This is a genomic window from Entomomonas asaccharolytica (assembly GCF_016653615.1).
Classification (GTDB): Bacteria; Pseudomonadota; Gammaproteobacteria; order Pseudomonadales; family Pseudomonadaceae; genus Entomomonas; species Entomomonas asaccharolytica.
Window position 1 is genome coordinate 2,271,929 of sequence record NZ_CP067393.1, and the last position, 24,666, is coordinate 2,296,594.

General features: G+C 37.1%; 26 protein-coding genes. 7 read left to right on the top strand and 19 right to left on the bottom strand.

Annotation, left to right across the window (positions count from 1 at the left end):
- Positions 1 to 15: 15 nt before the first annotated feature.
- The 8 genes from JHT90_RS10490 to JHT90_RS10525 all read right to left on the bottom strand — a co-directional run bounded on the left by JHT90_RS10490 (position 16) and on the right by JHT90_RS10525 (position 5,425).
- Positions 16 to 450, bottom strand: coding sequence for a hypothetical protein (locus tag JHT90_RS10490; protein WP_201090722.1), 435 nt, complete (start codon positions 448 to 450; stop codon positions 16 to 18).
- Positions 451 to 650: 200 nt separating this feature from the next.
- A complete protein-coding gene (locus JHT90_RS10495) occupies positions 651 to 1,982 on the bottom strand; it encodes a deoxyguanosinetriphosphate triphosphohydrolase (protein ID WP_201090723.1) in 1,332 nt (443 codons plus the stop codon).
- 104 nt (positions 1,983 to 2,086) lie between these two features.
- On the bottom strand, positions 2,087 to 2,542 hold the full coding sequence (locus JHT90_RS10500) for a hypothetical protein (protein WP_201090724.1): 456 nt from the start codon (positions 2,540 to 2,542) through the stop codon (positions 2,087 to 2,089).
- A gap of 301 nt (positions 2,543 to 2,843) precedes the next feature.
- Positions 2,844 to 3,608, bottom strand: coding sequence for a hypothetical protein (locus JHT90_RS10505; protein WP_201090725.1), 765 nt, complete (start codon positions 3,606 to 3,608; stop codon positions 2,844 to 2,846).
- 377 nt (positions 3,609 to 3,985) lie between these two features.
- Complete coding sequence (locus JHT90_RS10510) at positions 3,986 to 4,327, bottom strand: DUF883 family protein (protein ID WP_201090726.1); 342 nt, start codon at positions 4,325 to 4,327, stop codon at positions 3,986 to 3,988.
- 69 nt (positions 4,328 to 4,396) lie between these two features.
- A complete protein-coding gene (locus JHT90_RS10515) occupies positions 4,397 to 4,699 on the bottom strand; it encodes a hypothetical protein (protein ID WP_201090727.1) in 303 nt (100 codons plus the stop codon).
- The gene (locus JHT90_RS10520; RefSeq protein WP_201090728.1) at positions 4,696 to 5,073 is read right to left on the bottom strand and encodes a phage holin family protein; all 378 of its coding nucleotides are present in this window, start codon (positions 5,071 to 5,073) and stop codon (positions 4,696 to 4,698) included. The genes JHT90_RS10515 and JHT90_RS10520 overlap by 4 nt, the downstream gene beginning before the upstream one ends.
- A 16-nt stretch (positions 5,074 to 5,089) precedes the next feature.
- Positions 5,090 to 5,425, bottom strand: coding sequence for a DUF883 family protein (locus tag JHT90_RS10525; RefSeq protein WP_201090729.1), 336 nt, complete (start codon positions 5,423 to 5,425; stop codon positions 5,090 to 5,092).
- Between the two features lie 434 nt (positions 5,426 to 5,859).
- Here JHT90_RS10525 and rpmB point away from each other — a divergent pair, with 434 nt between their 5' ends.
- Together rpmB and rpmG are read left to right on the top strand one after the other, a co-directional pair.
- On the top strand, positions 5,860 to 6,096 hold the full coding sequence (gene rpmB / locus JHT90_RS10530) for a 50S ribosomal protein L28 (RefSeq protein WP_201090730.1): 237 nt from the start codon (positions 5,860 to 5,862) through the stop codon (positions 6,094 to 6,096).
- A gap of 11 nt (positions 6,097 to 6,107) precedes the next feature.
- The gene (rpmG, locus tag JHT90_RS10535) at positions 6,108 to 6,263 is read left to right on the top strand and encodes a 50S ribosomal protein L33 (RefSeq protein ID WP_003457707.1); all 156 of its coding nucleotides are present in this window, start codon (positions 6,108 to 6,110) and stop codon (positions 6,261 to 6,263) included.
- A 78-nt stretch (positions 6,264 to 6,341) separates the two neighbouring features.
- Here the strand turns inward: rpmG and JHT90_RS15325 are convergent, their stop codons facing one another.
- Positions 6,342 to 6,467, bottom strand: coding sequence for a hypothetical protein (locus JHT90_RS15325; RefSeq protein WP_269090262.1), 126 nt, complete (start codon positions 6,465 to 6,467; stop codon positions 6,342 to 6,344).
- A 220-nt stretch (positions 6,468 to 6,687) separates the two neighbouring features.
- Between JHT90_RS15325 and JHT90_RS10540 the strand changes: the two genes are divergently transcribed.
- On the top strand, positions 6,688 to 7,443 hold the full coding sequence (locus JHT90_RS10540; protein WP_201090731.1) for an SDR family NAD(P)-dependent oxidoreductase: 756 nt from the start codon (positions 6,688 to 6,690) through the stop codon (positions 7,441 to 7,443).
- Between the two features lie 161 nt (positions 7,444 to 7,604).
- Positions 7,605 to 9,077 carry a D-alanyl-D-alanine carboxypeptidase/D-alanyl-D-alanine endopeptidase gene (dacB, locus tag JHT90_RS10545; RefSeq protein WP_201090732.1) on the top strand — a complete coding sequence of 491 codons (1,473 nt, stop codon included), beginning with the start codon at positions 7,605 to 7,607 and terminating at the stop codon, positions 9,075 to 9,077.
- A 91-nt stretch (positions 9,078 to 9,168) separates the two neighbouring features.
- On the opposite strand, the gene JHT90_RS10550 is transcribed toward dacB, so the two are convergent.
- A complete protein-coding gene (locus JHT90_RS10550; RefSeq protein ID WP_201090733.1) occupies positions 9,169 to 10,134 on the bottom strand; it encodes a magnesium transporter CorA family protein in 966 nt (321 codons plus the stop codon).
- A gap of 116 nt (positions 10,135 to 10,250) precedes the next feature.
- Between JHT90_RS10550 and JHT90_RS10555 the strand changes: the two genes are divergently transcribed.
- Positions 10,251 to 12,434, top strand: coding sequence for a heavy metal translocating P-type ATPase (locus JHT90_RS10555; RefSeq protein WP_201090734.1), 2,184 nt, complete (start codon positions 10,251 to 10,253; stop codon positions 12,432 to 12,434).
- 79 nt (positions 12,435 to 12,513) lie between these two features.
- Here the strand turns inward: JHT90_RS10555 and JHT90_RS10560 are convergent, their stop codons facing one another.
- The 7 genes from JHT90_RS10560 to thiI form a co-directional block, all read right to left on the bottom strand.
- A complete protein-coding gene (locus JHT90_RS10560; RefSeq protein ID WP_201090735.1) occupies positions 12,514 to 13,431 on the bottom strand; it encodes a LysR family transcriptional regulator in 918 nt (305 codons plus the stop codon).
- 459 nt (positions 13,432 to 13,890) lie between these two features.
- Entirely contained in the window at positions 13,891 to 13,998 is a 108-nt protein-coding gene (locus tag JHT90_RS15330; RefSeq protein WP_201090736.1) for a hypothetical protein, read from the bottom strand.
- A 193-nt stretch (positions 13,999 to 14,191) separates the two neighbouring features.
- Complete coding sequence (dsdA, locus tag JHT90_RS10575) at positions 14,192 to 15,541, bottom strand: D-serine ammonia-lyase (protein WP_201090737.1); 1,350 nt, start codon at positions 15,539 to 15,541, stop codon at positions 14,192 to 14,194.
- Positions 15,542 to 15,554: 13 nt separating this feature from the next.
- Positions 15,555 to 16,895, bottom strand: coding sequence for a GntT/GntP/DsdX family permease (locus JHT90_RS10580; protein ID WP_201090738.1), 1,341 nt, complete (start codon positions 16,893 to 16,895; stop codon positions 15,555 to 15,557).
- Between the two features lie 269 nt (positions 16,896 to 17,164).
- A complete protein-coding gene (gene dsdC / locus JHT90_RS10585; protein ID WP_201090739.1) occupies positions 17,165 to 18,169 on the bottom strand; it encodes a DNA-binding transcriptional regulator DsdC in 1,005 nt (334 codons plus the stop codon).
- Positions 18,170 to 18,328: 159 nt separating this feature from the next.
- Positions 18,329 to 20,146 carry a translational GTPase TypA gene (gene typA, locus JHT90_RS10590; protein WP_201090740.1) on the bottom strand — a complete coding sequence of 606 codons (1,818 nt, stop codon included), beginning with the start codon at positions 20,144 to 20,146 and terminating at the stop codon, positions 18,329 to 18,331.
- Positions 20,147 to 20,259: 113 nt separating this feature from the next.
- Entirely contained in the window at positions 20,260 to 21,711 is a 1,452-nt protein-coding gene (gene thiI / locus JHT90_RS10595; protein ID WP_201090741.1) for a tRNA uracil 4-sulfurtransferase ThiI, read from the bottom strand.
- Between the two features lie 135 nt (positions 21,712 to 21,846).
- Between thiI and JHT90_RS10600 the strand changes: the two genes are divergently transcribed.
- A complete protein-coding gene (locus tag JHT90_RS10600) occupies positions 21,847 to 22,242 on the top strand; it encodes a PA3611 family quorum-sensing-regulated virulence factor (protein ID WP_201090742.1) in 396 nt (131 codons plus the stop codon).
- Positions 22,243 to 22,245: 3 nt separating this feature from the next.
- Here the strand turns inward: JHT90_RS10600 and JHT90_RS10605 are convergent, their stop codons facing one another.
- Complete coding sequence (locus JHT90_RS10605; protein WP_201090745.1) at positions 22,246 to 22,557, bottom strand: NGG1p interacting factor NIF3; 312 nt, start codon at positions 22,555 to 22,557, stop codon at positions 22,246 to 22,248.
- A gap of 163 nt (positions 22,558 to 22,720) precedes the next feature.
- On the opposite strand from JHT90_RS10605, the gene JHT90_RS10610 reads away from it, so the two are divergent.
- Complete coding sequence (locus JHT90_RS10610) at positions 22,721 to 23,206, top strand: GNAT family N-acetyltransferase (protein ID WP_201090746.1); 486 nt, start codon at positions 22,721 to 22,723, stop codon at positions 23,204 to 23,206.
- Here JHT90_RS10610 and xseA read toward each other — a convergent pair.
- Entirely contained in the window at positions 23,203 to 24,585 is a 1,383-nt protein-coding gene (xseA, locus tag JHT90_RS10615; protein ID WP_201090747.1) for an exodeoxyribonuclease VII large subunit, read from the bottom strand. The two genes, JHT90_RS10610 and xseA, sit on opposite strands and share 4 nt — an antisense overlap.
- Positions 24,586 to 24,666: the final 81 nt, after the last annotated feature.

Below are 24,666 nucleotides of genomic sequence, written 5' to 3' on the forward strand. Positions count from 1 at the left end.
TAGATGGCTTTTTTATTAGTCCCAATAAAGGGTATAAACATTATAACCTGGGGGTACAGAAGGTGCAGCTAAAGGCATACCATAAATCCAGCCCTCATAAATGCGGCAATGTAAGGTTTCTACCCACTTTTCTGCATCAGATAAGGGAGCCATTGCATAAATATGAATCATATCTGCTGCTGGCCATACCTCTCTATTATTAAGCGACATTTCCCAATCTTCATGAATACTGACTAATACAGAATAAACATTGGGTCGCCCCTCAATCCATTTCAATTGTGTATACATCTCAGCCAAGGTAGGTCTACCATCATCTACCTGTTCAGGAGCAATACTTGCTTCATCATTATTACCAACAAAGAAATCATCTAGAGAAACAAAAGGCAAATCGCCTTCATTCTCATCAATCAATTCTTGGATTTTCTCCAATAGTTGTTCACGCTCTTGCATAAGTTATTTTTACCCTTAACATCAAAAATGATTGTATTAAATCATCGATTTAAAATTTTCTTATAATAATCAATAAATTGCTCAAAATAGGCAATTTTCTTAAACTATCAGTATAACAAATCTGGCTGTTATACTGATTATTTTTAATGAGTTAATTACTCAAAGTAATTAGTTTTTTTCTATATATAAAATCAAACCAACTAGATTGGGCTAGACCGCCCAGTCATTTCTTTTGCCATTTCTGTGGCATAGTTATCAGTCATGCCTGCAATAAAATCGATCATGCGCATAACGGATTGATAGAGCGTCCAATTTGTTGTGGGCACATCATGACCTAATAAATCAAAAATACGCTTATTCTTAAATGACAACGTACCTTTATTATGTAATTCAACAGCAGCACCACAAAAACTATTAAGTAAAATTTCCAACGTAGTATAAGCCCCTATCTCATGCAAGGTTTTTTGCTTATCTTGAAATATTTTTTCTCGTGCAATTTTTTTTGCTTTTAAGATACATTCTTTACTGGCAGTATCCATATACTCTGCCAAATCACCCACTAACTCGCCGCGCAATAAAACAGCTTGTTGTTTAATAAAAGCCTCTGCGGCAGCATTGGTTAAATGGTCAATTGCTTTACCACGCAAAATAGCCAATTTACGTCTGCGACTACTGGTAGTATCTAATTGCTTATTAAGGTTAGGATTACGTTCACTGACTAAATCCAACAATAAAGCTTCAACCTCCTCATAAGCTAACAGATCCATTTCTATACCATCTTCAAGATCAATCAACCCATAACAGATATCATCCGCCACCTCCAATAAATACACCAGCGGATGACGTTGCCAACGTTGTGGAGAAATCTGTGGTAAGCCTAATTTATCTGCTATTTGTTGTAATAAAGGTAGCTCACTTTGATAACAACCAAACTTACACTTCTTATATCCTTCTGCTTCTGCATAGCGCGATGTCCAAGGGTATTTTAGATAACTTCCTAAAGTGGCATACGTCAAACGCATACCGCCTTCATTTTGATGATACTCTAGCTGGGTTAGAATACGAAAACCTTGAGCATTGCCTTCAAAATTGAGAAAGTCTGCAAGTTCTACCTCATTCATACAGTCAAACCAACCTTTACTGGCTGCCTGTGAAAACCAATAGCGAAAGGCATCTTCACCTGAATGCCCAAAAGGCGGGTTACCAATATCATGGGCTAAACAGGCAGACTGCACAATAACCCCCAAATCAATAGGTAAACACCATTCGGGTAACTCATCTTTTAATAACTCACCCACTAGCATACCCAGTGAACGACCAACCGATGCCACCTCTAAACTATGGGTTAAACGGGTATGAATAAGATCATTGCTAGACACAGGATGTACCTGCGTTTTACGCCCTAGACGACGAAATGCGCCAGAGAAAACCACGCGATCATAATCCTTATGAAACGGACTACGCCCTAATTCATCTGGGCTTAATACTGTTTTACCTAATCTCTCAGGAGATAATAATAATTGCCAATTCAAAACAAACCTACAACGATAAAATCGTAAAATATAATAAGGGATAATAAAACTTATCTATTATCCCCTAATTCCACTACGCTTGTAATAATTAATTAATAATAATTTTATGCCACTATTTCAAAGTTATTATTTTCACTTTCTCTTTGGTAACAAGCTATTGTAGCAACAGCATTGATATATTGTTTAATATCCAACAATAAACTTACTATTTCACTCACAGCATTTAACTTAGCAGTACTCTCCCCATAACTCATAATAATATGGCTGGCCTTTTGCCGAGCCGCTTGAATTAACCCCGAACATAATTGCTGTTCACTGGTTATATAGCGCTTAATAAACAATGTTAAGCAATCCATATTAGCTTGTAATTGCCAAGCAATATTACACAAAGATTGACTCTTTATCAGACAATTTCTAATACTTCCCACTAATAAATCACATATAGATTCCGTTCTCTCATTAATTGCAGTTATAGCATCAATCATTGCACAAGTTTCAACATAGGTATTAACTAAAAAGGCCTCTTCAGGGCTAGCTAATACGGTTATTACTTCTTGCATGATTCCTCCTTGTTATTATGTTTTTGTGTTATACCTCTTACTTCAAAGTACATTTGTATACAAACGAATTATCATTAACAACAAAAAAACATCTACAACACAGTGTCGCTGACTCTACCCTCCCTAATCATAATTTTTTATTATACTTAATAAGCGTAATAGCTATATATAACAGTAGTTATAACTTACCTAACAAAGTGTTATACTCACCATATAGCTATCCTTATTAAGGGCTAACAGCATATAGTAAAAAACAACAATAAAAATTGAATTCAAATTTTATTTTTTGAATTCAAGTTAACTAATGGATAGGTAAATAATGGTTAGCTTCTTTTAAACATTTAGCAATGGTATGACTACTAGGGCAATCAAAACCTATACTGTCCCCATAAGTTTTAATGATATTGGCCACTTTAAACTCTCTAGCGGGAGGTAATTGATTCATGCCTGCTAAAAGTGCTATTAACTTATACAGATTAGTACGTTCCTTACTATGTAATGGCTTATCTAGGTTATTTGTGATACACGTATTATTAATAAAGTCACGTAGATACTCGGTCTTTACCACCAACAATACATCTTTTGGTAATACATCAGCTATTGTCACTGCTGAGAGTTGCCCACCGCATTCCAAATAATTGACTAAGCGATAATAACAAGGCTGCGCCTCATCCTGTGCACTATCTTTTATAATAATTCCTTTATTATTTTCTGAATTAATTTTTAATGCATGCGAGGCACTACCATAATACCCTTGCTTAATAACTAATTGGCCATTGTATAAATTAACTAAATCATAACAATAGCCTGCCTGTATTTGTATATACTGTCTATCAAACAAAATGTGGGTATTATTAACCTGTGTAGACATATTAATTATTGTTTCTAAATTTACCCCTTTCTCCACATAGCTAGAATTAATAAAATGCAAAGATAAAATTAACTTATTGTCTAAAGCTAATCTATAAACATCCTTCATTTTTACTTTTTCATTAAAAACATTAGAAAGGCATTTAGCGGCTTCCTTAATAGTTAACCACTCTTTAAAACATAATAACTTATTCATCTTTTATCCTTCATCATTATTATTGTAGTTAACTCGCACTCTCACTCAATATCAATACAAATCAATTTTAGAGATTAATGGTTGATAATTTAATCATCCTAATGTTGTATTTAATTAAACGTCCATTTAACATTCAAATGAAAAATTGTTATTTTGAAATTTATAGATAACTTGTAAGTAGTTATATGCAATATATTACATTAACTAATGATAACTTTTTCTCTACTAAGTCAAATATTTAACTATAGACAAATAAAAAACTCGCCTTAAGCGAGTTGGTTTTTTATAAAGATTTTCTACACATTGAGAGCATGATTTATGCCATATCATTTACTCAACGATAAGAGAATAAGGATGGTCATAAATTTATGAAATACTTATTTTTTATGTCCTGCTAATAATGCTAATAACACTCCAGCCCCGGCAGCAATACCCAAGGTAGTTAATGGACGTTTTTGCACAAAATCGTTGGCCTTATTTAATATCTCTTTACCTTTGTCAGGTATTTTAATATCTGGGTTATTTAATAAAGGTTTGATTTCATCTAAATAACCAGCCATCTTATGGTGCAATACTGCGCCTTTTTCGGTACTGGTTAATAATTTTTCAATATTATCGAGAATCATTAGTACATTTAATGAAGGCTCTTGTTTATTAGCTTTTTCTGTCTCATCAATCACGGTAAGCTGTTGAGTCTCTGTTGCTAATTTATTTTCCATCGTTAACCTACCTACCTTAAAAAATAACCCTTACCTTTATTATAAGCAATAAATAAAGGGGCTTGTAAGCTATTTAAGCATTTTATGTAATAAACCAGGATAATTAATAATAATATAACGCGCAGCTTTACCCAACCAACCAGCGCGACGCTTGCCTAAGATAGCAACTACTATCGCAATGCCAGTGAAAATGGCGCCTTTACCACTACTGTGTTGTTGGTTATCACTGGGAGTAAATAACCCCATTATGCGCTGCCCTGTTTTTAGAAAAGGCTGTGCTTGTTGCCTTAATGCTTGTCGTTGCTCTTGCAATTGTTGCTTAATAAGCACTTTACGTATTTCATAAGGAGTTAGCGGTTTTTGATCGGTCATGGTAGCAATTCCTCTTTATCCTTTAACAACTCCTCTTTACTACTTGTAAAAAGTTTCGTTTTCTTTTTAATACGCACTAAATTAATTAAAGCAATCATAATTATCAAAAGATAACTGCCTAATAATCCTAAAATTGCTGTCAGTCGGTAACTATCCCAAAAATAGGCAATAATCCCAACAGAAAACATAATAAAGAATAAGACACTACACACTACTATAATGGCAACGTGTACAAAATAACTCCAAGTAAAATCCTTTGCCTCTTGTAATTCAATAACAAATAAAGAGACATGACTACTTAATAAGTTAAATATCGCTCTAATAAGCCCCTCTTGCGAGGGTTTATTAGGCTCGGACGCTTTGTGTGCATCCATAATCTACTCCTCGCTATTAATGGCGACGACAAAAATGAGCAACAACAAACGCTGTGGCAGCGGCAACACCTACTGATACCCATGGATGTGCTTTGACATACTCATCGGTTACTTCAAAAGCTTCTTTACCTTTCTTACAAAATGGCATTACATGCTCACCCATAGAGTCACGCATATCTTTAATTTTGCTAGTTAATTGCTCACGTAATTCAGTGGTTTTACCATCAGTTACTTCTGCTGTTTCTTTTAAAAGACGCTCTGCATCATTAATAATTTCATTAAACTGGGTCATGAAATCACCTTTGATATCTTTTGCAGTATCTTTTACATCTTTTTCTGTTAAATTTTTCATAATTACTTCTCCGGTTAACGGTTATACAACATTAATAACTGACAACCTTCCATGCTCAGTTGGTTTACTAAAAACTTAATCCTTTGATTCTTGGGTTCATTTTAAGCACAGCTAATAAAAGGCTACTATCAGTCATTAGTAGCAAGCTACGATGTACCCCCTGCAAGCCTATAACACTAGAGATGTAACTATTTATTTATGCAGTTCACTATTAAACAACACATAAAACATGCTATAATTGCTGTTTTATATTAATAAATAACTTTACTAGTTAACTAAAATAGTTGCGAAATTGGCTTATTTTTGATATAAAGCGCACCTAATTTTTTTAAAGGTTCTTGCTTAAGAGCTTTAATAGTTAAGTTTAGCATCCACATTATTTTTGAGTTAGCCAACCCATGCCGGGTTTGGCATGAGGTTTAGAGGGCTGAAATATGTCAAGAGTTTGTCAAGTTACTGGTAAAGGACCAGCAGTAGGAAACAATGTTTCCCACGCACAAAATAAAACACGTCGTCGTTTTTTACCTAATCTTCAATACCATCGTTTCTGGGTTGAGTCAGAAAACCGTTTTATCCGTTTACGCGTTTCTGCAAAAGGTATGCGTATTATTGATAAGCGTGGCATTGATGCAGTATTAGCAGAAATCCGTGGTCGTGGTATTAAGGTTTAAGGAGTCTTAAAATGCGTGAATTAATTCGTTTAGTTTCAAGTGCTGGTACAGGTCATTTCTATACAACTGACAAAAACAAGCGTACTACGCCAGATAAAATTGAAATCAAAAAATTTGATCCTGTGGTTCGTAAACACGTGATCTATAAAGAAGCTAAAATTAAATAATTAGCTTTTATGATTGTAAAAACCCACTAAATAGTGGGTTTTTTTATTACTTAGCGGAAGTGTAGAGTAGGAATACAACTACTTAGCAACTTGTTCTGTTGTCGTATCAGTTAAATTTGTGGCTGTTTTTCCATCACCTTTTATTATAAAAACCCAAATAAGCGCAGCAATAAACGCAACTAATACAATGGTTATTTTTGGCATAACTCGCAATACCTTAAAGCTTTATTTGGTGAAAGCATAAAACAATCTATAACAAAAATAAAGTTACCCTACTCAAAAGCACATTATTAAAATATAGACTAATATTTTATCCAGCAATTGCACTATTAAGTTGTTTTTATTGTCTATAAAGTATCATTTGTACTAGCCGCTATTGTCATTTTGTATTTTAATAGCTGTATAAACATTTAAGGAATTGATCATGACAAATATTGTTTTTATTACAGGAGCTACCTCAGGCTTCGGTCGTGCTACAGCTCGTCGCTTTGCCAAAGCAGGTTGGACATTAATTCTCACTGGTCGTAGAGCAGAACGTTTAGAAGCACTTAAACAAGAGTTGAGCCAAGTACCAGTACATATCATTCAACTTGATGTACGTGATGCTGATGCAGTGAAAAAAGCCGTAGCAGAACTACCCACTGAATTTAAGCAAATTAAAGCCCTAATTAACAATGCTGGTTTAGCCTTAGCCCCTGAGCCCGCCCAAAAGGTGGCATTAGAAGATTGGCATACGATGATTGATACCAATGTAACAGGTTTAGTAAACGTTACTCACAGCTTACTACCGACCCTTATTGCAACAGGGGCAGGTGCTTCCATTATCAACCTAGGTTCAATTGCAGGCCAATGGCCTTACCCAGGCAGCCATGTGTATGGTGCGAGTAAAGCGTTTGTTAAACAATTTAGCTATAACCTACGTTGTGATTTAATAGGTACAGGCGTCCGAGTAACCGATATTGCACCAGGACTTGCTGAAACTGAATTTACTTTAGTGCGTACCAAAGGCGATCAACAGGCCTCTGATAATTTATACCGTGGTACTGCACCACTACAAGCAGAAGATATTGCTGAGCAAATTTATCATATTGCTACCTTACCCAACCATATTAACTACAATCGGGTGGAAATTATGCCTGTGCGTCAAGCATGGTCAGCCTTCACTATTGATCGTGACTAATCCTTGTAGACTGTTCTAGCAGGAGCAGTCTATCCTCCTTTGTTAATAAAATTTTAGTTATCCATTAAACCTTTTGCTAGCTTTACAGGTCTAATGCCATTCTTTAACATGATTAATTAATTTCTATAAATAAAATATTCTAACTATACATTGAGTTGCTCATGACTAGCTTATTCCGTGTTACTTCTTTTGTCCTATTATTTTCATTGGCTACATTTTCAGCCACAGCGCAAACAACCAATACCCGTTTCTCAGAGAATATTAATAAATCATTGGCTTCCAATAAAATTCCCCCCGAAGCCTTATCATTAGTAGCTATACCCTTAACAGGTAAAGGCAAAGCCACCTATGTAAACGCAGATGTTTCCATGAATCCTGCTTCTACCATGAAGCTATTTACTACCTATGCGGCTTTAGAGTTATTAGGACCTAATTTTCGTTGGCGTACTGCTTTTTTCACAGATGGTGAAGTTAAAGACGGTGTAGTGCATGGTAACCTTTATTTAAAAGGTGGTGGTGATCCTAAACTAAATATGGAAAGACTTTGGCTATTATTAAGAGAACTCCGTAACAATGGAGTAAAATCAGTAACAGGTCATTTAATTCTCGATCGTAGTTATTTTAATCTGCCAGAAGAAAAGGTTTTCTTAGATGATAGCAATGAAAGCTACCGACCTTATCTTGTATCACCTGATTCTTTATTAATTAACTTTAAAGTTATTCGTATTATCAGCCATACTGATAATCAAAAGGTTCAAATTGTGGTTGAACCGCCACTTAAAGATGTTCGTCTTGTAAACAACTTACAAATTATTAAACCCAAAGCAAAAGGACGCTGCCCTACTATTCCAGATATTGAATATGATCCTGTGACACAAGCTAATGGCACAGTAACATTGACGGTATCAGGCAATATTGTTGAAGACTGTCCTGTACAAAAATATATTTCATTGTTTGACCATGACCGCTACGCCATTAATATTGTGCGTTCATTCTGGCAAGAGCTAGGCGGTAAAATAAATGGTAAAAACTCCATTGGTATTATGCCTAAAGATGCTAAGCCATTGGCGGTAGTTTGGTCACCTGATTTAGTAGAAGTGATTAGAGATATTAATAAGTTTAGTAATAACACCATGGCTAAACAATTATTCTTAACCATTGGTGCTAGAAATCGTAAAGCCACCGATGAAGACGATGCCGCTGCGGCTTATCGTACAATTTATGATTGGCTTATTAGTAAAGGGGTAAACTCTAGTCAATTAAAAATGGAAAATGGTTCTGGCCTATCAAGGGAAGAACGTATTACTGCACGGGAAATGTCAGAACTACTCAAAATGGCTTGGAAAAGTCCCTATTCAGCAGAATTTATATCCTCCATGCCGATTATTGGTGTTGATGGCACCATGCATAAACGCCTGAAAAAAACCGATCTTAAAGGTAAAGGCCATATCAAAACAGGTACATTAAATAATGTAAGGGCAATTGCAGGTTATATTCGCGATAAGCATAACGATACATGGGCGATAGTCGCTATTCTTAATGATCCTAAACCTTGGGGAGCTACCGAAGTGCTTGATGATATTTTACTGGATTTCTATGATCCTACAGTAACTTCATTACCCACTACAAAATAATAAGCATATTATTAAGGCTGTTTTATTTTATAAACTCAACATAAAACAGCCTTTGCTAATCCTACAATGACTATTGAATAACTGAGTCATATCACAGCCATCGTTTAATCTTAAACCAAATATAACAAGCCAACGATGACAGGATCATTAATACAATACTAATAGGATACCCAAACTTAAAGTCTAACTCTGGCATATCATGAAAGTTCATGCCATAAATAGTACCCACCAAAGTGGGTGGTAAAAACAACACTGCGGCAATGGAAAATACTTTAATAATACTATTCTGCTCAATATTAATTAACCCTAAGGTAGCATCCAGTAAAAAAGTAATTTCACTGGACATTCTGGCATGATATTCGGCTAATGAATCAATATCTTGCTCAATTGATTTGATTTGTGTTTTACTGCCAGCCGTTAACCAATCACCCGATTGTTTACAAAAAATCAACATACGACGAATACTTAACAAACTATCACTTAATTTGGCTAATAAAGAATTATATTTACCTAACTGCTTAACCGTACTCTGTAAATCTTCTGTATGTTGTCCTTCTGACTCATCAAAAATATCCCTTGAAAGACAATTCAGATTATCCTGTAACTTCTGCAGAATATCAGCAATTCGATCAACCACTGTATCGACTAATACCATCATCAACACATCGGTTGTTTTAAAAATCTGTGGCTGTCGTGCGTATTGTGTTTCAAAGGAACGAAAAGACGTTAACTCGCCATAATGAGCACACACAAGTTCCTTTTTAGTGAGTATAAATGATAGCTCCGTTAAAGAAGGATTCATGCTTTGACTACCACTCACCACTGAAACAATCATACAAAGGCTGTCTTTATTCTCAAAGAAACGTGACGAGTCTTCAATGGCAGCCATTTCTTCAGGCGATGGAATCTCAATATCCAAATTCTTCTCAATGAAATGCTCTTCCTCAGGTGTAGGACGCAATAAATCAATCCATATAGTATCCTTAGGAATTGCATCTAACTCTTGAGCTACCTGTGTTCTTAATAAACCATCTTCAAGGTAATGATATGTAATCATAAAAATATCGTACTTATTTGTTAATAAAAATTATAAATAACTTGACCCTATAGCTACTATAAGGTTTTTAATAGACTATAAGTTGTAATACCGTCTGTTAAAAATGGGACTAACCTATGACAAACCATACCCATCAACATGCTTGCGAGCATAAACATAACCCTGTAGAAAATAAAGCAAAATCTACTGATAACCTAGATTTTACTACTTCCCAAGCACGCTGGGATAGTCTACTTATTAAGGATATGGACTGTCCAACAGAGGAACGTCTTATTCGTGATAAGTTTAAGGACATTACTGCCATAGAACAATTAGAGTTTAATCTTATAAAGCGGGTATTAAAAGTTCGTCACAGTTATACCAGTATCGAACCGCTACAACATCTAATTGCTGAATTAGGTATGCAAGCCGTACCTTATGACAATTCGCAAATCATGCATGTAAATACCTCTTTTAAATCCACTGTTATGCTTATTATCGCAGGCTTTTTAGCCTTTACTGCTGAAATAATGCATTATTTAGCCATGCCTACACTACTAGTAGCTATCATCTCTCTTTGCACCATCGCATTAGTAGGTCTACCCACCTATTACAAAGGCTTTATTGCCCTTAAAAACAAAGCCCTTAATATTAATGCACTGATGAGTATTGCAGTGACAGGGGCTATCTTTATTGGGCAATGGCCAGAAGCCGCCATGGTGATTGTGCTTTTTACTTTGGCTGAATATATAGAAACACTGTCTTTACAACGGGCGCGCAATGCCATTGGGGAATTATTACAACTTGCGCCAACCACAGCAGAAGTTCAACAAGCAGATGGCTCATGGCAAACAATAGCAGCTGAGCAAATTTCATTAGACAGTATTATTCGTGTTAAACCAGGTCAGCGCGTCGCCCTTGATGGAGAAATCATCAGCGGCCAAACCACTATTGATCAAGCAGCAATCACAGGCGAAAGCATGCCTGTGGAAAAAACCGTAGGCGATCCTGTGTTTGCTGGTACGGTTAATGGTAACCAAGCCTTTACATTTAAAGTAACACGTGTTGCTAATGATACTACCCTTGCCCGTATTATCCAACGGGTGGAAGAAGCACAAAGTAGTCGTGCGCCCACCCAACGTTTTGTGGATCAATTCTCTAAATATTACACCCCAATTGTTGTTGCTATCGCTTTAGTAATAGCGTTAATAACCATACCTGCATGGCTTTATACAAACCAATTTACGATTGATTGGATTTATAAAGCATTAGTATTATTGGTTATTGCTTGCCCTTGTGCGCTGGTGATTTCCACCCCTGTTACCATTGTTAGCGGTCTTACTCGCGCAGCCAAACTAGGTATACTTATTAAAGGTGGCACCTACCTTGAACAAGGAAGTAAATTACAGTGGTTAGCTGTTGATAAAACAGGCACCTTAACAGCTGGCAAGCCATCACAAACTGATTATCAAGCATTAGTTGAGATAAATGCGCAACAAATTGCAGGTAGCCTAGCCAGCCATTCAGATCACCCTGTGTCTATAGCTATTGCTCAGGCCACTCTATCTCCCTTACTTACCGTAGAAAATTTTGAGGCCATACTTGGGCAAGGTACACAGGGTATCATTAATGGGCAACAGTATTACTTGGGTAATTATCGATTAATTCGAGAACTAGGGTTAGCTACAGAACCATTAAGCCAACAGTTACAACTACTAGAAAAAGCAGGTAAAACCACCACCTTATTAGCTACATCAACTCAAGTAATTGCTATCTTTGCAGTGGCAGATACACTAAAAGAAACCAGTAAACAAGCGATCAATGAACTGCATCGTTTGGGCATCAAAGTCATGATGTTAACAGGTGATAATCAATATACTGCCAATGCTATTGCGCAGCAGGTCGGTATTGACGAAGCTAAAGCAAACTTACTACCTGATGACAAATTAACCGCCATCGAATTAAAAATTAAGCAAGGTCAAAGCATTGGCATGGTAGGTGATGGCATTAATGATACACCTGCATTAGCCCGTGCTAATATTGGTTTTGCTATGGGTGCAGCAGGTACAGATACAGCCATTGAAACCGCCGATGTGGCATTAATGGATGATGACTTAAGAAAACTGCCCTTATTTATTCGCTTATCTAAAGCAACACGCCATATTCTTATCCAAAATATCAGTTTTGCTATTGCTATAAAATTGCTTTTCCTAATTATTACTCTATTAGGCTTTGGCACACTTTGGATGGCGATATTTGCAGATATAGGTGTTAGTTTATTAGTCGTATTTAATGGCCTTAGGCTGCTGATGTTTAAATAACCTCTTAGCTCCCCTAAAATACTCAGCACTTGCATAATCTCTTCCATACAATAGCTTGCAAGTGCTATTTACTTTGTTGCTAATAACGGGAAGCCACTACCTGTGGTGTTAAATAAGTCCGTCTAAAATACTCTTGAAAACAACGTCTACTAGGTGTCATTTCCATATCCTCAGACCATGCTAAACCGATACTTAATGATGGCGCAGGCGTTACTAGATTTTTGGTAACTATACGCTTACCCTCTAGCGACCACGGTCTATACACCATATCAGATAATATGGTGATACCACACTCATTAGCCACCATATTTCTTACTGCTTCAATAGAAATAGTGGTTAAACAAACATTTAATGGGTGATTGTGTTGTTTCCAATATAACTCGCCTACCTTCTCTGCCTCATCAATACTTAATAAAATATAAGGTTCATCAGCAATATCTGCAAAGCTAATACTATCTTTTTCTGCAAGGGGGTGTTTAGCAGGCAACCATAAATGCCGAGGCGAATTTAATAAATTCTCGACCACAATCTTATCTGAAGCAATATTAGAAACAGACACCAATGACATATCAAACTTGCCACTTAGCAACCCTTCCTCTATTTGATGATGCGAACACTCATGTAATTTAATTTTTAAATTAGGATAGGCTAAAGATAAACGTTTTATATGATAAGGTAAAACATAACCCATAATGGTAAAACTAGCTGCAATATTTAAACTGCCTGTGAGGCTATTAGCGGGTGCGGGGTCATTTAATGCATCCTCTACAGCCCCTAAAATAGCATAAGCATGATTTAAAAAATGTCGCCCACTATCTGTTAACACCATGCCCTGTGGTGTACGTACAAACAATTGCGCGTTTAAAAGTCTTTCTAACTCTTGAATAGCAGTAGTCACTGAGGATTGAGATATATTTAAATACATCGCCGCCTGTGAAACCTGGCCTATTTCTGCTGCTGCTACAAAATATCGAACTTGTCGTAATGAAAGAGGCATTATAATCACCATTATCTGATTTTCAGAATGACTTGTATCTGATAATCATTCTTTTCAGCACTGATTAGATAGTGTATTGTATTTACCACTGAGATCATACTAGTTTTTACTAATCAAAAGTCGTATTTTTTTGATTACTTAAACTAGTTAAAATGATTCTAAGATTGATGGTGTTTTATCTAAAATAGTTATTTTTTCATGTTGGATAACTATTTTCTTAAAGCCTATCAATAGAGTTATTTAATTATGCGTATAAGTTTATTATATACGTAATAAACCAACCTAATTAAAATGGCTCTTTGGCAAAAAATTAACACTTTTGTGTAGCCTTGCCGCCCTGTTTAAGCAAAATAATCTCTCATGCTAAAAACAAAAGAAATCCCCAGCTTGCTGGGGATTTTTTTATCTATTTTTTAATTACCCGTTCCTAAATAATACAACTCAGATACTGCTAACTATTCACTTTTGTCCATTGAGTTCCAAGTGCTCTTTAGCATTTAAACTCCCTGCATCAGCAGCTTTCTGTAATAGTTCTCTTGCCTTTTCAGAGTCTTGAGCAACACCCAACCCCTTAGCATATCCATAACTTAAACGAATTAATGCATCAGTATCGCCTAATTCAGCCGCTTTTTGATAGTAGTGGATGGCCTTAGATTATTCTCAACTAACCAAAATAGATATATTCATAGTTTATAACTAACCAGTAAAAATCCCCAGCCTAGGCTAGGGATTTTTAATAGCTAAAAACTACTTAAATATCTTACTTAAGTAAGCTTTCACCTTTAGCAATATATTGCTTCATTTCAGCTTCTGGCACCATACTGCCCCCAGTAACCCAAGCAATATGGGTAGCTTGTTGCAATTGTTTAGGTGTAAATTGCATTCGTTCAATATATTGCTTATCGCACAACACATCATAGATTCCTGTAATACCTGCTGCGGCGGAAGGTTCTATATAAATCTTTTCTTGTTGAGCAAGTAGGGCTAATAAACGGTACATCTCATCATCATCGATGGTGAAATATCCATCTAATAAGTGTTGCATTGCTTTGCCGACAAATCCTGAAGGACGACCCACCGCCAAACCATCAGCAGCCGTCAAATTATCAATTCCGAAATCCTGTACGGAAGTTTGATCATGTAAGCCTGTATAAACACCTAAGAACATGCAAGGTGCATGAGTGGGCTCACTGAAAATACAATGCACTGCATCACCAAACTGTGCTTTGAGACCAAAGGCAACCCCACCTGGCCCACCACCCACACCACAAGGGAGGTAGACAAACAACGGATGATCTTGGTCTACTTTTACAGATAATGCTTGTAATTGCCCAGCTAAACGATAGGCGGCAACCGCATAGCCTAAGAATAAATTTTTAGAGTTTTCATCATCCACAAAATAGCACATGGGGTCATTCTCAGCTTCCTTACGGCCTTTAGCAACGGCTTCAGAATAATCAGAATCATATTCAACCACGTTAACACCGTGGGCTCTTAACTTATCCTTTTTCCATTGCCGTGCATCTGCTGACATATGCACACTAGCTTTAAAACCTAACTTAGCACTCATAATGCCAATCGATAAACCTAGATTACCTGTTGAGCCAACAGCTACTGCATATTGTGAGAAGAAAGCTTTAAATTCTGGATCAGCTAACTTACTGTAATCATCAGTAAGTGCCAACTTACCTGCTTGAATAGCTAACTCTTCAGCATGTTTTAATACCTCATAGATACCACCACGGGCTTTAATAGAACCGCTAATGGGTAAATGGCTATCCAGCTTTAACCATAAATTTCCTACAGAGGTCGCCTGATAATGTTTATCTAGCGCTTGTTGATAATCAGGCACTGCTACTAAGGGAGATTCTAAAATACCTAATTGATTTCTAGTTTCAGGAAAAACTTTAGCTAAATAAGGGCTAAAGCGTTTTAATCTAGCCGCAGCATCCTTAATATCTTCAACCGTCAGGCCAACCTCTGGTAATGCCTCCGATGTTTTTTTAACAGCAGGATTAAACCAAGTCGCTTCACGTAATTTCACTAAATCTTCGATCAATGGGTAATCTTTGTACCATTGTTCTAATGTCTTGCCATGAATTTCTTTCATTTTATCCCCCAACCTAAAGCACCATATTCAATAACAGTGCACCGCCTAATCCCACAATAGAGGCTAATGTAGTGGATACCGTTAGTCTTTTAATGGTTTCTGTCATTGATAAACCGAGATATTCTTTAACCAACCAGAAGAAACTATCGGTTACTTGCGTTAAGGCTATAGCACCTGCACCAATAGCAATCGCCATTACCTCTGGCTTTAATTCAGGGTGACCTGCGAGCATAGGAAATACTATACCTGCCGCGCTAATCATAGCAACCGTAGCCGAACCCACCGCAAAATGTAATAAAGCGGCAATTAACCACGCCAATACCACAGGGCTAACAGGCAAGGTTGAAAGTGCTTCTTTTAGGCCATTACCAACGCCGCTAACAGCCAACACTTCACTAAATGCACCACCTGCACCAATAATCAGTAAAATACCTGCAATGGGTGTAAAACCTTTTTCTGAAATACTCAATAATTCGGTTAAATTAAGGCCTCTGGCTAGACCTAAACTCCAATAAGCAAAAAATACGGAAATCAATAATGCAGTGATGGGATTACCTAAAAAAGCAATCATTGGCATTAATGCTGAGCCTTCGGCTACCCAAATTACTAATAGTGTTTTACCTACCATAATAAGTAGCGGTAATAAAATAGTAAAAAGAGTAATGCCAAAACTAGGTAATTGTTTATTTAAAGAGGCAGTTGTAGTTGTTGCTGTTTGACTAGCTGCTTCATTATCTAACACATTGCCACAGAAAAACTTAACAAAAAGAGGGCCACCCACAATGGCACAGGGCAAACCCACTAATAAACCAAATACAATGACTTTACCAACATCTGCACCTAAGGTAGCAGCAATAGACATGGCAGCAGGATGCGGTGGAACAATACAATGCACTGTCATTAATGATACAGCTAGTGGCAAACCTACTTTTAACCGCGAAATACCTGCATCTTTTGCCACCACCAGTACTAAGGGTACTAATAACACAAAACCCACTTCCACAAACACGGGAATACCTGCAATAAAACCTACTAGCATCATTACCCATGTCGCACGGGATTTACCCAACTTATCCAGTAATGTACTTGCAATACGCTCAGCCCCACCAGAGACTTCTAACATCTTGCCTAAAATAGCGCCAAAACCAATGATTAAGGTTAAAAATCCTAATGTACCCCCTACCCCTTTCTCGACCACATTAGGTATACTATCAATAGGCATCCCTGTTGAAATACCCACAAAAAATGCAGCCAACACTAACGCAATAGAAGCATGTAATTTACATTTCACTATTAGTATGACAATCATTGCAATTGCAACAATTAGAATACCAACTAACATAGCAGTTGACATAACCCCTTTCCCCCAAGTATTCAATTTTAAGTAATGAGCTAACTAAAAATCTTCCACAAAAACATCATACTTACTTAAAAGTTGGGCAACAAAAGATAAATTTGCTGCGCATAATTGAATATTTTTCATCTGTAGACTTATATCATTTTTTATTAGTATTAAATTAAAGATCGATTAGATGGCTACTTATCTTGCTAGCAAGACAGGTAGGTTGAACCTTGCTACTTTTTAAAACGCAAAAGATTAATCTATAGCAGACATTATTGTAGTTAAAAACAATTGCTATGCTCTTTATCGCTTTGCACACCTTGTTGTTTGATCCAATCTAAAAACACCCTTAATTTGGGGGGAATATGGTGTAGTCTTGGCCAAACAAGATAATAATGAAAATAAGTTTTTAAGGGTGGAATGGCAAAAGGGGTAATGAGCCTTCCTGTTGCTAACCAGTTATGCACCAAATGTAAGCGCCCTATAGCAACCCCTGCATGATAAATAGCTGCATAGGCGGCTGATCTTGAACTATCAAAGGTAATGACTGAGCGACTTGTGGGTAATTCTATTTGCATTTGTTTACACCAAATATGCCATTCAGCGTCCTGTGCCGCAAAATGCCATGCTTTGGCATCGTGTAATAAAGTACAGTTTGCAAGATTTTCGGGTTGGTTAATTAAATTATACTGCGCCGCATAAGCCTGACTGCACACAGGGAAAATCTCCTCCTCCATAAAGCATTCACTATTAAAACCAGGGAAATGTCCATTACTATAATAGAGCGCAACATCAATAGCTTGTGATTGAAAATTAGCCTGTTCATTGCCTGTGCGGATATTTAATTGAATAGCTGGATAGCGTTGGCTAAAATCGACTAAGCGAGGAATAAGCCAATCTTCCGCAACACTAGGATGGGAAAATATATTTAATGAACCTGACAACTCATTACTGCGAATATCTTGAATTTCTAGGTTAATTTTGGCAAAACTGTCTTTTAATACGCTATATAAGCGTTCACCTTCATTAGTTAATTTTATTTTACGAGCGAAACGATGAAATAATAAAAAGCCTAATTGTTTTTCCAGTTTACTAATACGATGGCTAATTGCGCTGGGTGATAAAAACAAGTATTCAGCAGCTACTTGGAAACTCAGGGAACGGGCTGCATAAATAAAAGTTTGTAAATTAATGAGGTATTGATCGTTTAATATAACCTTTTGATTTAACAAGTCCTGATTAAATACATCAAGCTTTGTTTTATCAACTGAAAAAGGCTCTTTCATATTTCTGCCAACCTACTTCTTAAAGGAGACTTGTTAAACTAACCATGACTCAATATACAACTTAATTAAATACTTATTATTGTTTTATAACATTAAATTTATCAAACCCATAAAAAAATCCCCAGACAATGCTGGGGATTTTTATTTACTAAACGAGCTTTAGTCTTTGCTACGCTCTGCACGTTTACGATCATTCTCATCAAGAATTTTCTTACGTAAACGAATAGATTTAGGCGTTACTTCCACTAATTCATCATCATCAATAAACTCTAGCGCTTGCTCTAAAGTAAACTTGATAGGCGGTACTAATTGAATGGTCTCATCATTACCTGAAGCACGCATATTATCTAGTTTTTTACCTTTAGTAGGGTTAACAACAAGGTCATTACCACGGGAGTGAATACCCACGATCATACCTTCATAGCACTCCATACCTGGTTCAACAAATAAGCGACCACGGTCTTGTAAAGTAGTTAATGAATAGGCCAAGATTTTACCTGCTGCCATCGCCACTAATACACCACTTTGACGGTGTTCAACATCACCCTCTTTCATTTTGCCATAATGGCTGAAAGTACTGGTTAAAATACCTGTACCAGAGGTCATGGTTAAGAATTGGTTACGGAAGCCAATTAAACCACGAGAAGGCACAGTATATTCTAAACGAACACGACCTTTGCCATCTGGAATCATATTAGTGAGATCACCTTTACGTAATCCCATTTGTTCCATGATAGCCCCTTGATGTTGTTCTTCAAGGTCAATGGTTACATTCTCGTAAGGTTCTTGTTTTTCACCATCCACTTCTTTAATAATCACTTCTGGACGAGATACGCCCAACTCAAAACCTTCACGACGCATGCTTTCAATTAATACAGAAAGATGTAACTCACCACGACCTGACACTTTAAATTTCTCAGCAGAGTCACCTTCTTCCACACGTAAAGCAACGTTATGTAATAACTCTTTTTCTAAACGTTCTTTGATATTACGGCTGGTAACAAACTTACCTTCTTTACCTGCAAAAGGTGAATCGTTAACTTGGAAAGTCATGCTTACCGTAGGCTCATCCACTGTTAACGCTGGCATTGCTTCAACATTTTGTGGATCACATAAAGTATCAGAAATAAACAGTTGATCAAAACCATTGATACAAACAATATCACCTGCTTGCGCTTCTTCCACATCCACACGGTGTAAACCATGATAACCCATGATTTTTAAGATACGACCATTACGTTTCTTACCATTCATATCAATAGCAACAACAGGCGAGTTAGCCTTGATCTTACCACGGGCAATACGTCCAATACCGATTACGCCTAAATAGCTGCTGTAATCCAAAGCAGAAATTTGCATTTGGAATGAACCATTCACATCCACGTCAGGGGTAGGTACGCGATCAACAATAGTTTGGAATAATGGCGTTAAATCTTCGGCCATTTCACTAGGATCAAAGCCAGCAATACCATTTAAAGCACTGGCATATACGATAGGGAAATCTAACTGTTCTTCAGTAGCCCCTAAGTTATCAAATAAATCAAATACTTGGTCAATTACCCAATCAGGACGTGCACCTGGACGGTCTACTTTATTCACTACAACAATAGGTCTTAAACCAGCTTGGAAAGCTTTTTGCGTTACAAAGCGAGTTTGTGGCATTGGGCCATCTACCGCATCTACTAATAGTAGCACAGAGTCTACCATCGACATTACACGCTCTACTTCACCACCAAAATCAGCATGGCCGGGGGTATCTACGATATTAATGTTATAGCCGTTCCAACTAATCGCTGTGTTTTTCGCAAGAATAGTAATACCACGTTCTTTTTCTTGATCATTACTATCCATTACACGTTCAGAATCTAATTCTTTACGCTCTAATGTGCCCGACTGTCTTAATAATTTATCAACAATGGTAGTTTTTCCATGGTCAACGTGGGCAATAATAGCAATGTTGCGTAAGTTCTCAATCACAATAAAATCTCAAATAAAAATAAATAAAATAAGTTGTTAGGTAATGCTGTAAGGGTTAACAATTTGCATCGGGTGGGTGGTGACGATCACTACTGGCAAAATGCATAGAGTATTTAAGGACGATATACACGCACATTAACATGCCCCTCACTTAGTAAATGGTGGGCATGTAATCGGCTCATAACACCTTTATCACAATAGAGTAAATACTGGCGATTTTCGTCTAATTTGCTAAATTGTTGGTTAATAGCATAGAAAGGTATCTGTTTAACTTCAATCCCTTCTACCACTAATGGCTGATCTTCTGCCTGATCTGGATGGCGGATATCTATTACTATTTGGCCTGCAAGCACTTCTGCTACTTGCTCGACATTAATATCCTTATCCAACTCCTGCATAATTTGATCAACCGTCACCCATTTAGCTTGGGCAACGGCTTCATCTAATAGGGCAAAATCAAAACGCTGTTCTTCTCTTTCAATACGTTCTGGTTTAGCACGGGTAGTAGGATTAACTGAAATAACACCACAGTACTCTGGCATATGGCGCGCATATTCAGCCGTACCAATTTGTTCTGCTGTGGCAATAATATCTTCTTTATGGCTAGCCACTAGAGGGCGAATAACTAACATATCCGTTGCCTGATTAATCACGGTTAAATTAGTTAAGGTTTGACTTGATACTTGAGAAATAGCTTCGCCAGTTACCAAGGCAGTTAACTCATAACGCTTAGCAAGTTGTGTGGCGGCACGTAACATCATCCGTTTCAAAATAACACCCATTTGGCTGTTATCTACTTTGGTAAGAATTTCACCCACTACTTGTTCAAAGGGCACACTGATAAACATCACCCGCTGTGAACTGGCATATTTATCCCATAAGAAATGAGCCACTTCCATAACGCCTAATTCATGAGCACGACCACCTAAATTAAAAAAGCAAAAATGCGGCATTAATCCACGACGGATCATTTGATAAGCGGCTACTGTAGAGTCATAACCACCTGACATCAGCACCAATACTTGATCTAAAGAGGCCAATGGATAACCGCCTAAACCTTTATAAGCATGCTCAACTAAATAAACATGTTGATCACGAATTTCTAGACGTACTTCAACCTCTGGCTGAGTCAGTGAAACACCTTTAGGGGCGCAATCCTTTATTAAGCCAGCACCCACTTCTCGCTCTATTTGAACGGAGGTAAAACTATGTTTACCTGCTCTTTTACAACGAACACAGAATGTTTTACCCTTTATTTGCTCAGCAAAATGATATTTACATTTTTCTAATACATCAGCAATATCCACTAAGGGATATTCAACCACTTGTAAAAAAGAACCAATACCAGGAATACAGCTTAATTTTTCAATTAATTGTGCCTTGCTAGCTGGATCAGTCAAGGTTGTATTAACTTCGATATTATCCCATTTACTAGCAACACGAATATGCGGATCCAGTTTCTTTAAAACTGAACGTATATTTTTGGTCAATTGATTAACAAATTGCTTACGTACTGGAGTACTTTTTATCGTAATCTCAGCAAAGTACTTAATAATAAATTTCATGGAAATATGATCGAAGCAGGGTACACTGAAAAATAAAGTAGCAAATTATAGCAAAACTTCCCCAGCTATACACGATCTTAATTTAAGGAATAAGGTACAATATTGATAATTTGAATATAACTAGAGGAATTTTCAATGATTCGCAAAAGTATTTTAATTGCTAGCTTGGCTATACCCTTTATGGTGAATGCTGCTTCTTTAAAAGACTACAATTTACATCAAACCCTTCAAACAGTAGCTAAAAAAAGTAGTGAAGGTATACCCCGTAAAATTAATGATGACCTAATAGATAGAGGTTATAGCGTACAGGATAATACCCTTATTAATCGTATTGAAGTGTCTGATAAACAAGCAGAAGAAATGCGTAAATTCCCTGGTACTGTAAGAAACCAATTAGCAGAAAGTGTTTGTAAAAATCAAGGCTACCGTGATTTATTACAACGTGGCGCTATTTTAAGCTATCAATTTACTGAAAAAGGCAATAAACCTATTGCTGAAGAATTATTTTTCGCTTCTGATTGTGGCTTATAATTGTTAAAAATCAGCTAATTGCCAAACGTCATAAGCTGGTGTTTCATAAGGATGCGCTGCTTTTAAAGCAGCCACTGCCTTAGCAATTAACTCATCAGCCACGACTAACTCCACCCGCCACTCTGCTACATATTCTAAACTATTGGCTTTACCAATAAAGGGATTACTAGCCTGCAATGGCTTAAACTGCCCCTCCCCTAGTACTTGCCAACAGCATTCTGCATAATCTCCTATCTGCCCTGCTCCCGTAGCAAACACTGCTTGCTTAACTGGCTGTAAATGACTATCAGGCACATAAAAACATAATTTATACATCACCCCTCCCAACTCACATGATAACTATAAAATGAATAGTATATTATGCAAAATAACCTGCTGTGTTAAAAAGGATTAACTACATAGCAAAAAACTTTTATGATGATGATTGAACGATAAAAAGCGTATAATCAAGCCATATATTGAATAAGGGAGAGTGACCATGCTTACCCAACGACCTGTGCAAGCTGATGACTTAGCAATTATTTGCCAGTTTCCACAAACAGCAGAAGAATTATTTTTCTTTTATCCTAGTGCTGAATACCCATTAACGGTTGAACAATTAACCTTAGCTATTGAGCAACGTACTCATCCAACTGTAATAGTAAAAGATCGAGAAATAGCAGGCTTTGCCAATTTTTACCAATGGCAAGCTGGCGGTTGCTGCAAAATTGGCAATGTAATTATAAATCCAAAATTACGTGGTCAAGGCATTGCTAAATTTCTTATTAAAGCGATGATACGTAAGGCGCGCGAACATTACCAAGCAAACCAAGTTGAGGTTGCTTGTTTCAATGACAATACGGCGGCGCTGTTACTTTATAAGCAATTAGGTTTTACACCTGTTGATATTGAGCAACGCGAAAATAAACAAGGCAAGAAAGTAGCACTTATTCACCTTAGCTATGAACTTATTTATGTGCTTTAATCATCTAACAGCGATAAATTAACGGGATGTTGTTGATTATCGATTACCGTTACTTGTAACTCCCCTTTACTGAACTTAACCTTTAGTTTTTGGCCAATGGTAGTTGTCGCTGCATCCTGTACAACTTGTCCTTTTTCGGTAAGCACAATACTATAACCGCGCTGCAACGTAGCTAACGGACTGATGATTTGCAAAGCTTGTACTTGACTGGCTAGTTGCAACTGCAACTGCTTTAATTTATCTTGCATGGAACGCTTTAATTGTTGTTGTAGAATAATTATTTGCTGCTGACTACTCTCCAACTGTTTGTTTGGATGTTGTGCTAATAAACGGGTTTCTAGCTGGGTAAGCTGCTGCCAATAACTCACTAATTGTTGTTTAATATTTCTGACTAAGCGCATTTCCAAATCATCAATACGCTGTGCTTGTTGCTGTAACTGGTCACGGGGATGGCGCAACCTTTTAGTAAGTCCCTCAACAGTTATTTGATAACGAGTTAAACGTTCTCTTATGGTACGCTCTAAACGCTGCTGTAATTGGTTAAGGGTAGCTAACCAATCCTGATGATGAGGTGCTAATAACTCTGCGGCGGCGGAAGGAGTTGGCGCACGCGTATCAGCCACAAAATCGGCTATGGTTACATCCGTCTCATGACCTACACCACTCACAATAGGGGTTATACAAGCTGCAATAGCGCGCGCTACCGCTTCTTCATTAAAGCTCCATAAGTCCTCTAAAGAGCCGCCGCCTCTGGCTAGAATAATTGCATCAAAGCCTTGTTTATCTGCCAACTGTAAGGCTTTTATTAGCTGTGGGATGGCTTCTTTACCCTGCACCGCTGTCGGCACTAATACCAGCTCAACTTGCGGCGCACGACGTTTAAATACACTAACAATATCACGAATCACTGCGCCAGTTGGTGAAGTAACAACCCCTATTCGTTTAGGATGTTTTGGTAAAGACTTTTTAATCTCCGCAGCAAATAATCCTTCTTGCTGTAATTTTTTCTGTAATAACTCAAAAGCTAATTTTAATGAACCATCACCTGCTGGCTCTAAGCGCTCAACAATCAGTTGATAATCACCACGCCCCTCAAAAATAGAGACTTTACCATAGACTTTTATAGCTACTCCATCACGTAACGCTTCCCGTACCCGTAATGCATGTTGGCGAAACAATGCACAACGAATTTGTGCATCTTGATCTTTAAGGGTGAAATAAATATGACCTGAGGCTGGCTTTGCTAAATTAGAAATTTCACCCACTACCCATACCCCTGCAAACACTTCCTCTAGCATAGAGCGAGCGCAGCGATTTAATTGGGTTACCGTCAATACTTCTTGATTAACGGATAAGCGATTAAAAGGATCAATAGCCATTGATAAATAATAATTAATAAAACAGATACTTGCTAGTCTACTCTAATTGAATAATTAATGGTGTACTTTCTGTTAACCAGT